Annotated in this window: 16 protein-coding genes and 1 pseudogene; 1 reads left to right on the top strand and 16 read right to left on the bottom strand. The window is 39.5% G+C overall.

Translation table 11 applies throughout. The annotated features are described in order from the left end of the window. Window positions 1–4: 4 nt before the first annotated feature. The 15 genes and pseudogenes from HRJ06_RS11065 to HRJ06_RS23475 all read right to left on the bottom strand — a co-directional run bounded on the left by HRJ06_RS11065 (window position 5) and on the right by HRJ06_RS23475 (window position 18312). Window positions 5–3061, bottom strand: a complete 3057-nt coding sequence (locus tag HRJ06_RS11065) for an Eco57I restriction-modification methylase domain-containing protein (RefSeq protein WP_174732990.1) — start codon at window positions 3059–3061, stop codon at window positions 5–7. Between the two features lie 284 nt (window positions 3062–3345). Next, window positions 3346–3666, bottom strand: coding sequence for a hypothetical protein (locus tag HRJ06_RS11060; protein WP_174732989.1), 321 nt, complete (start codon window positions 3664–3666; stop codon window positions 3346–3348). A 495-nt stretch (window positions 3667–4161) separates the two neighbouring features. Continuing rightward, entirely contained in the window at window positions 4162–4719 is a 558-nt protein-coding gene (locus HRJ06_RS11055) for a recombinase family protein (RefSeq protein WP_174732988.1), read from the bottom strand. 404 nt (window positions 4720–5123) lie between these two features. Further along, window positions 5124–6128: a hypothetical protein gene (locus HRJ06_RS11050; protein ID WP_174732987.1), complete on the bottom strand. Its 1005-nt coding sequence runs from the start codon at window positions 6126–6128 to the stop codon at window positions 5124–5126. Between the two features lie 115 nt (window positions 6129–6243). After that, complete coding sequence (locus HRJ06_RS11045) at window positions 6244–7806, bottom strand: recombinase family protein (protein WP_174732986.1); 1563 nt, start codon at window positions 7804–7806, stop codon at window positions 6244–6246. A 63-nt stretch (window positions 7807–7869) separates the two neighbouring features. Continuing rightward, a pseudogene (kamA, locus tag HRJ06_RS11040) lies at window positions 7870–8874 on the bottom strand (lysine 2,3-aminomutase); the annotation flags it as partial. Between the two features lie 230 nt (window positions 8875–9104). Next, complete coding sequence (locus tag HRJ06_RS11035) at window positions 9105–10505, bottom strand: sigma-54 interaction domain-containing protein (protein ID WP_242035208.1); 1401 nt, start codon at window positions 10503–10505, stop codon at window positions 9105–9107. 67 nt (window positions 10506–10572) lie between these two features. Further along, window positions 10573–11412 carry a putative beta-lysine N-acetyltransferase gene (gene ablB, locus HRJ06_RS11030; RefSeq protein WP_174732985.1) on the bottom strand — a complete coding sequence of 280 codons (840 nt, stop codon included), beginning with the start codon at window positions 11410–11412 and terminating at the stop codon, window positions 10573–10575. A 232-nt stretch (window positions 11413–11644) separates the two neighbouring features. After that, window positions 11645–11863, bottom strand: a complete 219-nt coding sequence (locus HRJ06_RS11025; protein WP_174732984.1) for a hypothetical protein — start codon at window positions 11861–11863, stop codon at window positions 11645–11647. Window positions 11864–11877: 14 nt separating this feature from the next. Continuing rightward, on the bottom strand, window positions 11878–13146 hold the full coding sequence (locus HRJ06_RS11020; RefSeq protein WP_174732983.1) for a peptidase: 1269 nt from the start codon (window positions 13144–13146) through the stop codon (window positions 11878–11880). 19 nt (window positions 13147–13165) lie between these two features. Further along, entirely contained in the window at window positions 13166–13831 is a 666-nt protein-coding gene (locus tag HRJ06_RS11015; RefSeq protein ID WP_174732981.1) for a 3-oxoacid CoA-transferase subunit B, read from the bottom strand. Beyond that, on the bottom strand, window positions 13816–14508 hold the full coding sequence (locus tag HRJ06_RS11010; RefSeq protein WP_174732979.1) for a CoA transferase subunit A: 693 nt from the start codon (window positions 14506–14508) through the stop codon (window positions 13816–13818). The genes HRJ06_RS11015 and HRJ06_RS11010 overlap by 16 nt, the downstream gene beginning before the upstream one ends. Before the next feature lies 1 nt (window position 14509). Then, a complete protein-coding gene (locus HRJ06_RS11005) occupies window positions 14510–15868 on the bottom strand; it encodes an aspartate aminotransferase family protein (protein WP_174732977.1) in 1359 nt (452 codons plus the stop codon). A gap of 416 nt (window positions 15869–16284) precedes the next feature. Further along, a complete protein-coding gene (locus HRJ06_RS11000) occupies window positions 16285–17751 on the bottom strand; it encodes an NAD(P)/FAD-dependent oxidoreductase (protein ID WP_174732975.1) in 1467 nt (488 codons plus the stop codon). Window positions 17752–18117: 366 nt separating this feature from the next. Continuing rightward, window positions 18118–18312, bottom strand: a complete 195-nt coding sequence (locus HRJ06_RS23475) for a YjcZ family sporulation protein (RefSeq protein WP_197969930.1) — start codon at window positions 18310–18312, stop codon at window positions 18118–18120. Between the two features lie 212 nt (window positions 18313–18524). Here HRJ06_RS23475 and HRJ06_RS10990 point away from each other — a divergent pair, with 212 nt between their 5' ends. Further along, window positions 18525–19103 (top strand): DUF502 domain-containing protein, encoded by a 579-nt coding sequence (locus HRJ06_RS10990; protein WP_174732973.1) that lies wholly within the window; start codon window positions 18525–18527, stop codon window positions 19101–19103. A 50-nt stretch (window positions 19104–19153) separates the two neighbouring features. Here HRJ06_RS10990 and HRJ06_RS10985 read toward each other — a convergent pair whose 3' ends face one another. Next, complete coding sequence (locus tag HRJ06_RS10985; protein ID WP_174732971.1) at window positions 19154–19651, bottom strand: PTS sugar transporter subunit IIA; 498 nt, start codon at window positions 19649–19651, stop codon at window positions 19154–19156. Between the last annotated feature and the right edge of the window lie 16 nt (window positions 19652–19667).

The following is a 19667-nucleotide window of genomic DNA, read 5'->3' as shown; positions in this document are numbered from 1 at the left end:
ACCCTTAATTCTCGAAGATACTCTTAAGATGGTCCATCCCATAAAAATCTGTAATCATATCTTGAATATTTTTTATTAACTCTTCCTTATCTCTTTCAAGGGTTACTTTGTCTTTCTTACTTAAGCCTGTTTTTGCTAACTCCTCGTTGAGATCATATACTTCCTGCGAATATCGTATTACCTTATGATAATATTCCATATGTTCCTTATTAGTAAAGTTAATATGCTTAATTGGTAATTTATTTAATGCATAGGTGCCTCTTGAATAAAAATCACCCTCAAAGTCACTACCCATAACAGAACATAACCATACAATTGCTGGGTGGTTCAAAATAGCATGTACATACTCTAGATGGTAATCGCTACCATCCGCTATAGAAACTGCACAATATCCTGCTGTCCCTCCAGAAGCTATTACCATGTCGTTGTAATCTAAAAGATTTAACGGATTTCTTCTATGTGTATTTACCCCAATTATTATTTTGGGATTGTTTTTAAAATCTTTAAAAGCTTGGTTTCTACCATAATGATACCACGTATCCTTTGTTGCATGGGGAACATCTCGTCCTTTTTTATTGGGACTAAGTTGTTTTGGTAGCAGTCTGTTATAGTAATGGTTTAAATATTTCCAGGTTTCCGAAAAATCTTTCTTCATTACTGTTGGTGAATAAATTTTTCCGCTCTCGTCATAAGGGAAAATTATCCACATGAAAGGCTGGACTATATCGTAACTCTTGATATTATTATCCTTTGATCTACGAGGTTTAAAGTATGGCTTTACTATAGCTTTTTCTATAGGAAAAGTATGGCCATCCCTATTGATATAGAAATAACTGCTATCTTCTTTTATGATATCTTTCTTAGAGAAGGAATAGACAGCTGGTTGTTCTGCGCTTGTTTGTACACCGTTAAACGTATGGAAAAAATTCTCGTCCCCTAGTAATATACTATCCCTGTACAAAATACTAATTAAATCCCATTCTTTTGGGTTAGCGACTAAAAGCCAAAGGTCTTTGGTCAATAGTTTAGAGTCTAATGTCATTCTTTTTAGGGAGTCAGGATCATCAACCTGGTTAGTCCACCACTCATTTAAATCGTTTACTTCCTCAAAAATAAATGATTCAGCAGCAGGTTCTTTCTTTATAGTAATAATAGAGCTATAAGCAATTACCTTTCTATCTCTAAATAATTGCGTTGAACCGAAATCAATAAACTCCTTAACAGCATAACTTGAAATTAACTCTCTTAATTTTTCTCCTGCGTCAATTTTGGAGAACTTATTTTGCACTATAAAACTCAAAATACCTTGGTCTTTTAATTTTGAAAGACCACGTTCAATAAACATATAATACTTGTCAAATTGCTTATACGATGTAGTATATTGTTTCTTGTAAATTTTGAATTCGGTTCCTGTTAAAAAAGCTCTCATATCATCTGTCTTTACATAAGGTGGATTTCCAACAATAGCATCAAATTCACCAAAGCCATTCGTTTCCCAATTAAATGGGGAAATCATTAGTCTTTCTTCTCTCGGTGGTAACCCACCTTGAAAGTGGTTTGAATCAACTAAGGCATTTCCTTGAAGTATATTTCTTGATAAATCTGGAAGAACCTTATTTTTACCATCTAGAGTTGGGATTGTCTCTCCTTCTAATAATTTTAGTAACAAACTAAATTGGGCTACATCTACAGCATTAGCATCAATATCTAATCCAAAAATGCATGATTCTAAAACTCTTCTTTTAAGATCAAAAGGAAGATAGTGACTATCATTTTCCCCTTCAATTAAGAAATTCCTCTGATTATCTAAGTACCAATTTTTTATATAGTTTATAAGGAAATCATACACTTCAACTAAAAAGACACCTGAACCACATGCTATGTCTGCTATCTTAAGCTCCAGCAACTCCTCTGGCTTTTTATCTTCAACCAATGGGGTTAGTGCTTTTTTAACAATGAACCTTACTATTTCCGTAGGAGTTGAGACGACATCTCTGTTTTCTGCCCTGCCTTTTTTTTCTTTCTTAATTTGTTTAACCTTAACGAGAGTAATCTCTCCATCGACTATTTTTAGCTTCTGAGATAAAAATAATTCATAGATTTCTCCTAAGACATTAGATTCAATTACATTAAAGATATAGGGGCTCTTAGGATAATAAAGCCCCTCTATCATTTCCATAACGATATTATTATCCAGGTTCATTACAATTGAATTATTTTCAAAGAGGCCAGAATTATACTTTTTGTCCGCCTGCTCAAGTACTTTAAATACCTCTTCTTTGATAACTTCGTGGTCTTTTAATGTTTCTTTTAAATTGTGATACAAAGGCAAATTACGATCTTCGCAAATACGCAGGAAAATCATCTGATTAATAAATGTTTGCGTAATATCATTAACTTGTTCTATTGAATACTCTTCATTGTCTTGATAAAACAAATAATTCGCTAGCTTCAATCTCCAATCATTTATCTGCTCCAAAAAATAGTCATCAACAGTTTTTACAACTCTATGATTAATTAAATCCTTAAAATTCGCCTCAAACTTACCACTAAAAATGGAAGCTCTTGAAATAATTGAATGGATATCATCCCATTTAGCTTGATACTCTGTATAATGGTATTTTCCAAGTAAGGCAACATGAGGTTCATCATTCTCCATTGGGATAACACTAGTATCATAGATTAGTAGATACTCAAAGTTAGTTAGCACAGTTATGTAATGTTTTGCAGAAAATCCGTAACGCCTCGCTTGTAGAGCTGCACTTTTGTTTGTCGTTATATCAACCGCTGGTTTCTTTGCTTCCAAAAAGAACTTTTTAACTCCACTCACCGTAAAGGTATAATCCGGGCGGTCTCCTTTCTTCGCATAATTCTCTGGTATGACTTCTCTTAAATTCGGTTTTAATCCATTCTGATTAGTTACATCCCATCCTAATAAGACTAAGAGCGGATCAATATATTCTATTCTTGTGGAATGTTCATTATAGCGACTTGAGCTGGATTTATATTCAGATAAGTTTGCATGGAAGTTATCCACCAAAGTTTTCAAATCATAAGCCATATGTATCCTCCTTTTATTTATTATTCGACCTATATTTAATCCCTTTAAATCACAAAAAAGACATCACCCGGTTACATTAAACTAAAGTGAACTTAACAAGCTAGCTTAAAGTTTGATTCACTTATTCTTCCTATCGTTCCATTCTTCTATTTCCCTTACTGCTCAATCAAAAGTAAGAAGTGTTTGTTTGGTTGGTTCGAATTTAACATTCGGAGAGCCTTCTATGTATATTCCATGCTAAGATATTGTCCACTTTCTTACTTTCCATTCCACATTACCGCTCCCTACAATATCTCTGCGTAAGATCTACCGTTTAAGACGCCGAATTCAACCGTTGCAGGAAACATCTTAACCCCGTCTGCGCTCGTCATTAGTACGTTTAACGCCCATCCGTGAAGCTCTTCTGGCAATATGTACGCCTTTGCTCCGTTCCCTTTCTTTACAGTTGCTATTGGCGTCTGTTTTCGGTGCATACCAACGGAAAGTACTTTGTATAATGCGCCCTGTTCTGCCGTACTCTTTAGCGTAGGAATCGCTAATACTTCGTGCTTACTAATATCTGTATACACCTTTGCTCCTGCCTTGTTCACAACATATTCCGCCATATTCTTCGCCTCATTTCACGGTATTCTACCAATATCTTACACTATTACACCTCTTTTGTATACGCACATTCGTTCGCAGTTGACCCCTCGAGTATTTTTTTGCATGCGCATTGTTTGAAAGGCAGTCGTAGAAGGGGGAAGGGGTGGCTTGGGGGGAGGGGAACTGCTCAACGTGTATCCTAATTTCATCATTCCTTTAATTTTAAACGTTGTATTTTTGTGAACATAAGCGAGTTCAGAACGTTTATGAAGCCGCTTCAATAAGTGTTATATAGGCTTTCTTTTATGCACAATACTACAAGGAAGAGCTTCCTTTATTTGCGTGCGCTCCTTCACTTTAAACTTTCATTCCAGATAGGAAGTGCAACTATGATCTATGATGCCGCCAGTTACACTATACTTACCCTGTAGCCGCATGTATGCCCGCCTGTTCTCTCTACTAAGCGCTCTTAATGGTTTGGAATTTCCCTGGCTTGCAGCATAAAAAAGAGCGCCTTATAGCGCCTTCTGCTCCCTTTTAGCCCGTATTAATGTACTCTTGCTTATGCCCGTCTTCTCTACTACTTCCGTATATGAGTGCGTTTTTAATAGCTCTAACGCAAGCTCAATTTGCTTCCTATTAAACTTTTTCGGTCTACCCTCTTTAAAGCTTGGGCGCTGCTTTGCAATTGCTTTCCCTTCTTGTGTCCGCTCTACTATCATATCTCTTTCGAACTCTGCGAAGCCGCTAATTATCGTAAGGATTAATCTACCTGTGGGCGTGTCTTCCACTAGCCCCATATTTAGGACGTGTACTTTAACGCCCTTCTGGAACAGCGCTCTTACTGTATTTATTGCGTCCACTGTAGAACGTGCGAAGCGGTCTAGCTTCGTTACTACTAACGTGTCACCTGCTTCAAGCTTCACAAGTACCTCTGTAAATTGTGGGCGCTCTGCCTTTGTTCCAGTAAACTTCTCCGAATAGATGACGTTACAGCCTTCGTGCTTTAGGATTTGTAGCTGGGCTTCTAGGTCTTGCTGTGTAGTACTTACTCGTGCGTACCCGTACTTCATCAAAAAACTCTCCTTTTGCCAATACATTTATGGCACTAAGTTATGACACAGTTCTATATATTGATCCTATCATATCCGCAAAACAGGGTCAAAACCTTTAAGTTATGACATCAATAGTATTTCGCGTAGTTGAATATTAATCTTCAAAATAAACTCTTAGCCCCCTGGGTTTGTTAGTAGCTCAGTCCGGATGACTTCCTGCGGTTGTTCACACCATCTTATAGATTCTCTATATACGTATACTTTTGTTCATTATAACGAATAAGTTATACTAGTCTTCTCTCCTATAGTCGCAAGGGTTTGGACACTTCGTTCCCTAATTTCATAGTGGTTTACATACGACTTAAAACGAATTTCTATCGGTTTGTGGAATAGTAATCATTGTCTGAACGAAAAAAGAGCGCTTATTGAGCGCCCGGGCTGCTGTCCTTTTCTGCTTCTTTCTCAGTGTCCTTAATCATAGTAGACAAAATCTTTAGTGTCTCAAAATTATATTCTTCTTTTTCATGTGTCTGATATGTTTTCAAAGACGAAGCAATTGTTTTCATAAATTGTTCAGCTTTTTCTTCCCCTTTTGGTAGTTCGTATATAACTTTTCTAATTGTATTCCTCCAGAAGTTAAGCTCTTTTCGATAATCATTTAACCGAGCTAGGAGAAGAATATTATGTTTTCTTATATCAGTTTTAAAGTTGTTTAATTCTTTCTCAAATTTATCTATTTCTTTTCGTGCATTTTGGATTTCTAGGTTTTTCTCTTCTAGTAATTTTTCATTAACCTTGTTAGCAACTTCATAAGAAGATCTTAAGTCTGCTTTGCTCTCCTCATATCCTTTAAATGCAGCATCTCTTTCTTCTTTAGCAGCTAGTATCTTTTTGTCTCGTCTCTTATCCGCCCAAGAGTTTAATGCAAAAACTATTACAGCATATAGAATAGCGTTTATTATTAATTGTCTTTTTTGATCTTCTAAAGGACTTACAACATCTGATGAATATCTAACATCTACCGCATTCCCATTTTTGTTAATTATTATATCTTTACTATTTAACATAGTGGTCGTTTCGACCATTAACCCTACAGTAGAATCAGAGTTCACTTTGGCTATCTCAAAAACAGAACCATTCTCAACCCCAATGTTATTCTCTATGCGTAAAATATTTATTGGTGCACTTGAATTGACTTGGTTCTCAGTCAATTGCTCATTCGGGATAGTTATACTTAATTTATTTATATTATTTAGAGCGTTAATATTTATAGGTGTCAAATATTGATTTTCTTTAATTTCAATAGATTCACCTACAGTTACCAAAGAATTATTCGCAAAAAAATAAGCTATTGTCCAAGTGATTATAAAGGTAAAAATTGCTGGAATTATTAGATTAAAGATTATTTCCCCTATTTTTTCAGGCATATTATTTCTCCCTTTGGATTATTGATGACTTAGCTTTAATTAAAATAGAAATATATCTCTATTATTACATTTCCTTCCTAACACGTATATAAAAAAAGAACGCTTTAAGCGTCCTCTAGATATATTCAATTTCCAATCTAAAAGGATAATACTTTCTCTCGTCGATCCTAGCAGATAGTGCTCGTATCTCTGGCGGCATTTGACGGTAATAGCGTATTTGCTTAATAATTGTCTTAAGCTGTTCATTCTGCCGGATTGAGTCGAGGTCTTTAAAGTGCTCAATCGTTTCTATCACGTCTCGTAACTTATCTTCGATTCCTTTTAAGTTTATCTCCGTTTGTTCTCTCCTTGCGTCCTCTAACCCAGCCTGTAGAGATTCAATGTTATTCGTGATCTCCTGTTTCTTAGCGGCTAGCTCTTCATGTGTAAAAATATCCAATAAAGCTATTTCGATTAATTTCTTACTCTGCTTCTGCTGTTCGACTAGCTGGCGCTCAAGCTGTGCTACTGTCTCCGCTAAGCTATGCTCGATACCGCTAGTGTCTAGTGCTAGTATCTGATCTAGCTGCTCTTCCAGTTCTATTCTGTGCGCTTCTAGCTTTTCTTTCACATCGTCTATAACGTATTCTAATAGGATTCCAGCGTTCCCGCATTTCTTCGTTGAGTATGGCAGCAGGGCGTCACAAACTTTTACGTAGTTCTTGCCGCTCTTGCTATCTTTGCGTATGGTTAGCTTTTTGCCGCAGCAGCCGCAGTAGAGAAGGTCTTTTAACATCGTTACTTCTGTTACGGATCTCTCTCTATTCTTTAGCGCTTCTTCGGCTCTGGCTTCTCGTATCTTATTTGACTTGTACCATGCAGCGGGCTCTATAATCGGCTCGTGAGCGTTCTCTGTAATATAAGTCTGGATAGTTTTATATACGTACTTGCCTCCTTCTTTTACTCGCTTCCTGTCGTTAAAAACTACTGCCCCTCTATAGGCTTCATTTCGAATAATGCGTTTAATGGATGGAAGGTTGAACGCTAAGCCCTTCGCACTCTTGTAACTTGCTTCGTTAAGAATATCTCGTATCTTGTAGCTACCTAGCCCGTCCGAGTGAAGCTTAAAGATAAGGCGTACTATATCGGCTTCTGGCTCGTATATTTCTAGTTTTTTTATCTTGTTATTGCGTCTGTATCCAAAAGGAACATTACCGCTTATATGCAACCCTGCTTTGCTCATTTGTATCTTATTTGCCTTAGAACGCTTCCCGATTAGCGCATGTTCCTGCGAAGCTATAATAGAACCGAAGCGAAATGTAAGAACGTCGTTATTGTTATTGGCTAGGTCGTAGGTATGAACAGGTGTAATAATGGGTTTATCATAGTCTTGACATTGTTTTAGCACTACTTCGCTGATGTAACCGTTACGAGACAGACGGCTCAGCTCCATTACTATAATAGCATCGAACATTTCAATTTCGTTAAGTAGCTTCTGAAGCTGTGGTCTTGCTTCCATTTCACTAGCGCCGCCGCTTAACACTTCACCGTATACTTCATAGGTCAAACCGTTTTCTTTGCAATATTCTTCCAGTATATCCCTATGGTTAGCGAGCGTCTCCACGTTCTCACTTTTCTTCTCCTGTGATATGCGCAGGTACATAGCTACGTGCTTTATACCTGTTGCCGTTTTTGTCATTCATTGCTGCCTCCTAAAATATTGATATTACAAGCATTATACCATACCTCCTTTAAAAAACGTAGTAGGGACTGCATACCCCGAAGTGTGCCCCCTGAGACCTTCAATGATTTCCAGTCCTTTTGAGACAGGTGCGCGGAAATGTCCAATTCCCTCTGATAGATCACACTGATAAATATAGTAGGGTCTTACACGAATTTTAACTAAATCATGCATGAGCTTTTTCATAATCGGCACGCTGTCATTGATCCCCGCCAGGATTACTGATTGATTTCCAACAGGCACGCCTGCATCAGCAAGCATCTCGCAAGCCAGCTTTGATTCTTCTGTGATTTCTATCGAGGTGTTAAAGTGTGTATTAAGCCAAACTGGATGATATTTTTTTAGGATTGAACACAGATTTTCTGTGATCCTTTGCGGAAAAACAACTGGTGCGCGCGTCCCTATCCGGATAATTTCAACATGCTCAATGGCACGGAGGTTTTTTAAAATATACTCTAAAATAGTATCGTTAATTAGAAGGCCATCTCCGCCTGATATTAATACGTCCCTGACTTCTGGTGTATTTCGGATATAGTTAATAGCTGCATCGAGCTGCTTTTTGGGGACCCCCATACCAATTTGGCCTGAGAATCTTCTTCTCGTACAATAACGGCAATACATTGAACATTGATTCGTGACAAGGAAGAGGACTCTGTCTGGGTATCTGTGTGTCAATCCGGCGACTGGGGAATCTTCGTCTTCATATAGTGGATCCTCCAGGTCATACTTTGTTTTGTAAATTTCCTTTGATATTGGAACTGATTGCATCCTCACAGGACATCTCGAATCATTTGGATTCATTAGAGATGCGTAATAAGGGGTGATATTTAGCGGAATTGTTTTTGTCGAAATTCGGACTCCCTCTTCCTCTTCTGGGGTCAGCTTAATAACCTTTTTTAAATCATCCAGCGTTCTGATTGTATTTGTCAGCTGCCAAAGCCAATCATTCCACTGGTCCTCAGTTACATCTTTCCACAATTCAATATCCTTCCAATGGCGTTCTGGTTTATATAAATATTGTTTCATTAAAACTCCCCCTTGGCATAGCTTCTACTTAATTACTTTGCAAGTTCTATGCCAAGAATTAAAACCTTACTTGTACTACTAAAAAGTAATGCCGATTTCTAGAAAATAACGTACATCTAACCCCCTCAATATCCATTGTAAGAGCCGATTTTATAGAATGAAGCACACATCTTAACAGAAATATAAGTTTTAAACCTGAGTAAGGATACTAAAGACAAAAAAACTGCCCGTTATTCGGCAGGTCGTTTGTTTACTTTTTTAATTTTGTACTGTAAGGTCTGCCTAGGGATTTCCAGAAGCGCAGCTGCTTTTTTTATATTTCCGTTACTAGCGGCAAGAGCCCTTTCAATGAGTTCAGACTCAAACCTGCTTAGGTTCTCTCTTAAGGATAAAGAATCTATTCGTGCCTGCTGTTTCACTCCTCTTTCTCCTCTTAGCATCAACGGCAGTTCATTTTCAGTAAGTGTGGCGCCTTCACATATGTTCATCATGTATTCAACCGTATGTTTTAGTTCTCTGACATTCCCTGGCCAAGAGTAGTTAAGGAACAGGTTTTCAACAGTTTTATCAAAGCCCGCAATCTGTTTACCCAGTTGCCTATTGAATAGGGTAATAAAATGCTCAGCTAAGTATAAGGTATCATCAGGGCGCTCACGCAGAGGAATTAATTCGAAACCTAAAACACTTAATCTGTAAAATAAATCAGAGCGAAGACGGCCCTCCTTAATAGCCTGGTGAGGATGGAGGTTCATTGCTGTTATAATCCTGACATTCACCCCGAAGCTTTTTGTGCTGCCTACTCGCCTGACCATCCCGTCTTCAAGTACGCGAAGAAGCTTAGCCTGCAATTCAATAGCCATGGTGTGCAATTCATCAAGAAACAAGGTTCCTCCATCAGCAAGCTCTAATAGTCCAGGTCTTTCTACGGCCCCTGTATAGCTCCCCTTTGCTGTACCGAATAAAATGCTTTCAAGAAGAGATTCAGGGATAGCAGCACAGTTTTGAGCCACAAAAGGAGCATCACTCCGCCGTGAAGCTCGATGCACCCCCTGAACAAATAGCTCTTTCCCAGTTCCGCTTTCTCCATAAACAAGGATGGGGGAATCAGATTTAGAAAGCTTGATTGCTTCCTGTTTAATTTTTAAAAATGCCGGATTTTTAGTAAGTAAATCCGCAAATGTAAATTTCGTTTGTTCTCTTCTGGTTTTCGCGGTTATTTTTTTATAGCCTTGCTGAATGTCAACCAGCCGTTCAGACAGCTGCTTGATCCTTGAATAATCTTTAGCTATTTCAACGGCTCCAATCATATTTCCATTGATAAAAATCGGAAGAGTGGTATTAACAGTTTCAATTCTTTTTCCATGAACATTTACAAATGTCTGTGTTTGATTGTATAGAGGCATTTTCGTTTCCATCACTTTAAGGAGAGTGCTTGAGGATTTGTTTAGAGAGGGGAAAATATTCAGCAAGGGGCGCCCAAGAACTTCTTCTGCGTTCAGGCCATCATGCCGGGCAGCTACATCGTTATAAAAAATGGTTATTCCATTTGTATCGACCACGTGTATGGCTTCGTCTATTCCATTTAAAATGGCAGATAGAATTTCTTTGGTGATCTCCTCCATGCTCCCCATATTTTCACATCCTCCCTTTTCCTGCTCATGCCGACTTTTCGGCTTTCTATGCCAGTATTTCAGCACCTTAACTTAAATTCTTCACCCACATATTCATATCTTCAAGCTTGTCATAAATATAACAGTTATTCTTAAGTCGTCCCCTATACTCATAACCAAGCTGATAAAGAGCTGCATTCATTCCAAATGACAGAGATCTGGCAATCGAGTAGGCACAAAATATTCCGTTTTCTTTCAATTCTCTCTCTAGCCTTTGCAGCAAGACTTTCATTAAGCCATGTTTTCGGTGTTTTATCAAAGTAGCACAATCAGTCAATTCTGCATTTTTATAAAAAGTGTTTATTTCAGCCGACGCTGCACTGACAATCTCTCCTTTAAAGAAGTAGCCAAAATAAACTGTGCCATCCTGCATGGTTTTTCTGACATATTCGGGATCATTCAGAGGCGTAGGGTATACCTGAAAAACCTGCTTGTAAAGAGCAGCCAAAACTTCACTATCCTTCTCTGCTATCCTCTTTAACTGATATTCTTTTGGAAGACGAATGGTTTGCTCTGAATTGCCAAGCAAATACACGCTTTTTATAATGCTGTCTTCTGTAATCCAGCTTTCACTACAGCTGCGAGCGGATGAAAAGTATTTACAAAAAAAATATGCATCAGAACCAAGGAAGTATCTGTCAACTGTGGCTTCAAGCTGATATCCATATTTTAATAAGGTTGCTAACTGTTCTGACCTTCCTTTTACAATCAGCTTTTCTGCACCATTCTCCTTACTAAGCTCTTCTGCTGTAACAAGGATTTTTTCCGTACTTCCCCAGAAATCATCAATTCGAACACGTCCATTCTCGGGATCCACAAATACATTTAAATAATAATCGTTTCCCGCCAGTTGTTTCGTTTCGCCCATGCTGTCCCCCCTATAGTTCGAAAGCCTGTGCAGCCAGGCATTGAATAAATATAAACACGTATACTTTTTATCCATTTTACCTTCTGGTGTGAGACATTTTCTATACTCGCAGACTCCTGCACATCAAACCCTTCATTTAATTGTTTAGGCGTTATTACAAGCGGCATTAATAGGCGGATAACATGGAAACATGGGTGCAGGTAAGCCTCAATTTGTTCATGCAGGACGGCAACTACCTCGGGTGGACAGTGCCCAATATTAGAGTACCGATTGCCCCGGGAAAATCTATCAACGTATTGCCATCTATATTAGTCAGAAGAGCCCCTCTTCCTTTTGCTGCAAACGTTTGAAGGGTATTGAAGGGGCCCTGCGGAACATTTTTTCCCTTTCGTTCTAACAGCTTTGTTGCCAGCGGACCGGGAATCAGCGTTCTAATACGAATATCCCCCATTCGGTTTTCCCCTTTTAGTCTGCAGCTTCACACCATTTTAATATGGCAAGAGCTATTACTTCCGCAGCCTCAAACATATCTGCCAGATTAATAAACTCATTGGTATCATGGGCTGCTTCTGTGGTTCCGGGCCCAAAGACAACTACAGGAGTTTGACCTACCGAGGATAAAATACCCCCATCCGTTCCCCAAGGAGATGCTTCAATAATTGGAGCTGTTCCTTTAACCTCACTAAAGCTTTCTGCCATTGTAGTCATTAGCGGATGATCAACAGGTAAACTGCCGGGCAGCCACCTTCCTCCAAACCACTCAATAGAAGGCTTATGATCGGATATCCACGGGTCGGCGTTCTCCCAATCCTTGAGGCATTCTAGCATTTCCTGCTTTGCCTGATCAGGACTTTCTTCAGGAGAGACACCCATCCTGCCTTCAATAATCGCAATATCTGGAACGGATGAAGGCCATTCCCCACTGGCTATTTTTCCAATATTAATTGGAATAGGTATAGGAATTCCTTTATATAAAGGATCTGTAATTTTTTCATTTCTTGCTTTCTCTAAAGCTTGCAGCCTCCCGATCAATGACATAGCTTTTTCAATAGCACTTACCCCTTCATATCTTGTACCCCCATGAGCAGAACGACCTTTTACAGTAATTCGAAACCACATAGATCCTTGTTGCTTTGGAAAAAATTTCATATTCGTTGGCTCTGGAATAATTGCTCCATCTGCTTTATAACCCCTGAGAACAGCTGCAAGTGTTCCTGCTCCTCCACTTTCTTCTTCAATTACGCTTTGATAGATAACATCACCTTTAAGTTTCACTCCTGTTTTAATAATCGCCTCCAGAGCCATGAGCATGGAGACTGTTCCGCCCTTCATATCTGTCGCTCCGCGGCCGAATAGTTTTCCGCAGCTAATATGTCCGCTAAATGGATCCTGGTCCCAGTCCTTCCGGTTACCGATTGGTACGACATCAATATGCCCGTTTAGAATAAGAGACTTTCCGCCTCCTGTTCCTTTAAGGACCCCTACCACATTGGGATTTCCCGAAAAGTCTTTCCTGTCAGAACAAAATGCCTCATGGGATACCAGTTTTGTTTCACCAATTTCCCAAATGTCTAGGTGAAGGCCTAACTGCCGGCATTTTTCCACTATAACGGCCTGGGCTGAGCTTTCATTTCCTCTTGTGCTATCCTCCTGAACGAGTTTTTGGAGCAGCCGGGTTCCCCGGAGCCGGTTATCCTTCAAATAATCTTTTAGTGTTTTCTCAATCGTTTCCACCCTCTCACTCCCCGTCAAGTTAGTATTCTATTTTTCTAATTTTACTTGCAGATAAGAATCCGCAATCCGTTTTTTCGGTAACCTCTTCTATGCTGTACGGTGAAAATAATTCAGTTAGAACCAGTGATCGGTCTTTGATTTCAAAAACAGCCATATTTGTAATCACCATATCCACACAAGCTCCCGAAGTTAACGGCAAGGTGCATTTTTCGAGAAGTTTCGATTGGCCGTGCTTATCGGTATGTTTCATCAAAACGATTACTTTTTTCGCTTTTTGTGACAGCTCCATTGCACCGCCCATACCTGGAACCTTTTTTCCAGGTACAATCCAATTGGCCAAATCACCGGTTTGGCTGACCTGTAATGACCCAAGTATCGTCATATCTATTTTTCCACTTCTGATCATTCCGAAGGCCGTGGCACTGTCACAATAAGATGCTCCTGGTACAACAGACACCGGTAACCCTCCAGCATTGCAGAGGTTTTCATCCTCTGAGCCCTTTAATGGTGTGCCGCCAATTCCGAGTATTCCATTTTCCGCATGAAACATCACAAGTAACTCAGACGGCAAATGATTGGGCACAAGGGAAGGAATTCCGATACCTAGATTAACGGCCATACCTTCTGTTATTTCTTCAGCAGCTCTTTTTGCCATTTGGTTCCTCTCGTCTATTCCCATGCCCATTTCCAGTTCACCCCACTCGATGGAATCAAGTAATCCACAAAAATCCCCGGGGTTACAATCTCTTCAGGATTTAAGTTCCCCAGTGGTACAATCTCTTCCACTTCGGCTATTGTAATAGAGCCGGCCATTGCAACGAGGGGATTTGTATTTCGAGCACTCTTATCGTAAACAAGGTTTCCATAAGGATCGCCTTTTTTCGCATATACAATAGAGACCTCAGCGGTTAACGCAGGTTCTACAAGATACTCTTTCTCATTTAATGTGAACCGCTTTTTCTTGCCTGACACTATTTCATTGTCCATACCAATATCTGATAATATAGCTCCTAGACCCATTCCACCTGCCCTTATTCGCTCCGCAAGAATTCCTTGCGGTGAAAACTCTACCTCTAGTTTTCCATCTGTCATCAATTGTCCGGCAATTGGGTTAGAGCCTATGTGTGAGGCAATTACTTTTTTCGCTCTTCCAGCCCGGATTACTTTCCCAATTCCAATATCAGGGAATCCAGTGTCATTTCCGATCAAAGTAAGTTCCGTTTTCCCACTATGCAATAGAGCATCAATTAAACCTGGGGGGCTTCCGACACCACCAAAGCCTCCAAACATTAACTCCATTCCATCATGATAATATTTCATAATATGTTTTATATCTGTTATTTTATTAAATGGATTTTCCATCCTATTCTCCCCCCTGGACAGCAACCTTTCCTAAATAACTCTTTAGATCCTCAAATGTTTGTTTTAAAAGAAAAACCACATCCTCAATCTCCCGTTTAGTTATCGTTAGCGGGGGGGCGATTAAGATAGCGTCTCCGTTTTCCCCGTCATCACCTGAACCTGCAGGGTAAACTAGAAGGCCATTCTGTTTAGCTAGCAAAACAACTTCTTGTGTGACGTTTATTCTTTTATTAAAAGGTAGCTTGCTATCCGGATCAGCCACAAACTCAATTCCGATTAACAGACCCTTCCCGCGAACGTCTCCAATAAAAGAGTAGGCATCTTTAAGCTTTAAAAGTTTGTTTTTTAAAAACACACCTTTGAACTCTACATCGTTCAACAGTTTATTCTTTTCTAGATATTCCAGAACTGCCAGAGAAACAGCACAGCATTGCGGATTAGCGCTAAGGGTATGACCGCTCATAATCGATTTGGACCCAGCTAAAATGGGCTCCATCACCCGTTCACTGACCAAAGCAGCTGCGATTGGAGCGTAGCCTGCCCCCATCCCTTTTCCAAGCGCAACAATATCAGGAATAACCTGCCAATGTTCAATGGCAAGCATGGGGCCAGTTCGCCCAAAACCGGTCATGACCTCGTCAGCAATAAATAGAATATCGAATTTTTCACAAATCGATTTAATGATTTTATAATAATCAGGTGGTGGTGTAATTGCAGCCCCCGCAGCTCCAACAATCGGCTCCGCAATAAAAGCGGCTATATTTTCTGGGCCCATTCTTTTAATGATTGTTTCCAGCTCATGGGCACATAAAGTGCCGCACTTAGGAGTGCTGAGATTATACGGGCAGCGGTAACAGTATGGTGGATGAAGGACCGGAAAATCTTCAAGCAGCGGCACAAACCGAGATCTCCTGCCAGTATGACCGGACATAGATAAAGCACCCAGCGTGATTCCGTGGTAGCTTAGCCATCTTGATATTATTTTATTTTTTTTATGCTTTCCTTTTTCCTGCCAATATTGAATCGCAATTTTCATCGCCGTTTCTGTTGCTTCAGACCCGCTATTCACAAAAAAAGACCAGTTTAAGTCCCCAGGAGTTAGCTGGGCAATTTTACGAGCCAGCTGCTCTGCTGCTTCACTTGTAAACTGAGACCGGTAAACGAAAGACACTCTGTTTGCCTGCTTCTGCATCGCCTCAATTATCTCTTTTACACCATGTCCGATATTAGCTGTTACAGCTCCTGAAGATGCATCGAGATATTTTTTCCCATCCAAATCAAACAAATAAATGCCTTTCCCATAATCAATGGCCGGATAACTTTCATCAAGCTGCGGTTTAATAAGATAGGACTGCTCCACTGCCTCACTCCGTTCCATATGAAAGCCTAAATATTCACTTTACGACAGTTCGATAAATTATATGATTAATGAAGATGAATCTTTCTTATATTTTCTTTCAGACTAGCAGAAAAGAAAATACGTTCTGGGACTTATTAGAGCAGCCAGTACTGTCAATAAAAAATAGCTGACAAGGCCACTGAAGTCTGCAAACAAAAAAGGCCGAAACGTTACGAATAGTTAACATTCTGGCCTTTATCACTGACTCATTTAATTGGACCGGTGATTTCCACTGCAGCACTCGTATCCGCTGGGCGTGCTGTTCGGAAAAATTGGCTAGATGCTGGTTCTGATAAGCACCACACATACTCTTATCCATAACTTGGTATGTTAATCTAAAACAGAAAAAAGGCCTGTCACATAGACAGGCCTTAAGATTACACACCAACCGGCTCTAGTTCTTTTGCGGTTTTTATTTTTTTAATAATATTACGGGCCACCCATACACCACATGCCCCAGCTTGGGCGAGACCTCTTGTAATTCCGGCCCCATCACCGCCGACATAGAGTCCGCTAATTTCAGTTTCAAACTGTTCCGTTAATTTTGGTCTAGCTGAATAAAACTTTGCTTCAACCCCATAAAAAAGTGTATGCTCGGAAGCCAAACCTGGGCTTACATGATTTAATGCTTCTGTCATTTCGATCAGGCTTTTCATCGTGTTATACGGAAGAACTAGTCCAAGGTCGCCAGGAACTGCTTCTTTTAGGGTCGGCTCAAGGAAGCCTTCTTTAATCCTTTTGTCTGTTGATCTTCTTCCCTTTAAGATATCGCCATATTTCTGAACAATCAAACCGCCATTTGACAGGCTGTTTGCCAGGCGAGAAACTTCGTGTGCAAATTCGTTAGGCTTATCAAACGGTTCTGAAAAGGTATGTGAGACGAGTAAGGCAAAGTTCGTATTCGGGCTGCCTAGCGCAGGGTCCTTATAGGCATGTCCATTTGCCAGCATGATCCCAGAGTGATTTTCTACAACTACATGTCCAGATGGGTTGCTGCAAAAAGTTCTCACTCTAGTTCCAACAGATGTGTTAAAGGTAAACTTACCTTCATATAAATGCTTATTGATTTCTTCCATAACAATATTGGATGTTTCCACTCGAACGCCTATATCTACCTGATTGTTTATCATTTTTAAACGGCGGGATTTTAATAATTTTGCAAGCCATGTAGAACCATCGCGTCCAGGTGCAATAACTACTTTGTCAGCAAAGATCTGTTCTCCGTTTTTAAGGTGGATCCCCTTAACATTATGGCCGTCTTTCGATTTCTCAGTGATAAGGTCTTCCACCTCAGCTTTAAATACCATGTCAACCTTATCGTTTAAGTACACATATATACTTTTTAAGATTTCGAGATTTTGCTCAGTGCCAAGATGGCGTACCTGGGCCCTTAGCAATTTTAAGCCGGCTGCGTAGCCACGATGTTCAATTTCCCTAACCTCAGGTGTTAAAGGATCTGTGATGCTCTCAGTTGCGCCATGTTCTAAATTAATTCCATCTACGTATTTTATTAAATCAATTACCTGAGAATTAGAAAGGTAGTCTGTCATCCACCCGCCAAATTCACTCGTAATATTAAATTTCCCATCCGAATAGGCACCCGCACCGCCAAACCCATTTGTTATCGAACAGGCTGGGAGGCAGCCTGCAAAATCCTTTTTACCTGCTGCAGGTGGGCATTTCTCAATTTTTTTCTGTAAAATCGGGCAATTTCTTTTATAAATATCATGACCTTTATCAATTAATAATACTCTGGCTTCTGGCATTTTCAATGTTAATTCGTAGCAGGTGAAAATTCCGGCAGGACCTGCTCCGACCACAATCACGTCATAATTTGATTTCATATCATTACCCCCACTAAGGATTTTATATAAATTCAGATGATCCTTGGTAAATATAACAAAAAACCATAGCATAGTCAATCTAATTAACGAACTATTTTAATGGTCAATTACGATATTGTTCGTGAATAGAACGTTAACGAAAAATTCAGTATATGTAAAAAGTGTCGCCAATAAGTTTTTGTCTCATGAGCAAAAGTGCAACCACCTTTTAGCGACTTTGGACTGGAGTACATCGCCTGAGATAAAGAAAACAGAAAAGCCGTAGCGTTTCGACGTTAACTTATATACGGTAATCCGTAAATTGGAACCTATTAGAGCACGATAAAAAAAGAATTGCCCGAATAGCAGGGCAATTCTTTTCTGTTTTTACCAGGTGCCGTAACAAACAGCACCTATTATAATCAATAGTATAAACAAGACAACAATAAGCGGGAACCAATTGTTCGCTACTCCGCCTACATAAGGCGTACCGCAATAGCCTGCGTCAACATACGGGGTACCATAATAACCTGCGCCAGCAACCGGTGCACCGTGATCAAATCCATCATGTTTGTAATGCATAAACGCTTCACTCCTTACTTGTTATATCTGTTTCACTTTTAACATATGACCCAGGTACTTGGCCTGTATGTGCGTTCGCCCATATAATCATTAATTATTTAGGCACTTTTGCTAATTCACTCCATGTTCCGGCCAAATGATTAGAATCCTATTGTATTTTTGCAAGAATAGGTGTATTGTACTCACATAATTTAATTAACAGGGGAATGTGTATGAAAAGTATCTTTAAAAACTTTATCAATGGAATTTTGACGATTGTTCCTATTATTCTTGTGATTTATGTAATTTATAAACTGTTTATGTTTTTAGATGGGTTACTTGGAAATTTATTAAGGCCCTATTTTAGAGAAGACTATATTCCTGGCATTGGATTATTAACAACCGTTATCTTAATCACTGTGTTCGGATGGTTGTCTACTAAGTTTATTACGGGCAGTGTTATCAAACTTGTTGACCGCTTACTTGAAAAGATCCCTTTTGTTAAAACCGTTTATTCAGTAATAAAAGATACCGTTCACTCCTTTTTGGGTGAAAAAAAATCTTTTTCCAAGGTAGCCCTTATCACGATACCTGGCACCGACATGAAAAGTATGGGATTTATTACTGCCGACCAGCTCGAGAGCTTGTATAGCCCCCTAAAGGATTGCGTTGCGGTTTATGTTCCACAAACCTTTCAAGTTGCCGGTTTCACTTTCCTTGTCCCAAAAGATCAAGTAGAAGTGATTGACGTGAAACCGGAGGACGCAATGAAGTTTATTTTGTCAGGTGGAATGACGACAAAAGGTAAATAAAAAAACAAAAAAGAGAAAAGCCGCTGCTTTTCTCTTTTTTGTTTCGCTGTTTATTTTAGAGTAACCTCTAAAAGGGGGGTCGTACCTTTTTCTGCCTGGCCGCTGCCCAATACCTTTATTGATGATGTTTGGTCTGTATTTGTAATTATAATTGGCGTTATTGTACTGCTTGCCTTTTCAGAAATGATACCAAGATCAAAGGTGACGAGTTTATCCCCTGATTTAACCTGATCTCCTTCTGAAACATGGGTCTCAAAAGCTTCTCCCTTTAAAGAAACCGTTTCAAGCCCAATATGGAGAAGGATTTCGGCACCATTATTGGCTCTAATTCCAATCGCGTGCTTCGTAGGAAATACTTGAATAATTTCGCCATCTACCGGAGAAACGGCAACCCCTTCATTTGGCCTAATGGCAATGCCGTCACCCATCATCTTTTGAGAAAATACTGGGTCCGGGACTTCTTCTAGGCTTAAAATAGCCCCTGTAATTGGTGACACTAGCTGTACGGTTTTATTTTCTTCTTGTTTGCCAAATAGCTTTTTAAACATATAGAGATCAAATCCT

This window comes from Mesobacillus harenae (assembly GCF_013343715.1).
Taxonomy (GTDB): domain Bacteria; phylum Bacillota; class Bacilli; order Bacillales; family Cytobacillaceae; genus Mesobacillus_A; species Mesobacillus_A harenae.
Note: the sequence above shows the minus strand (reverse complement) of the source record. Positions and strands in the feature narration are given on the sequence as shown.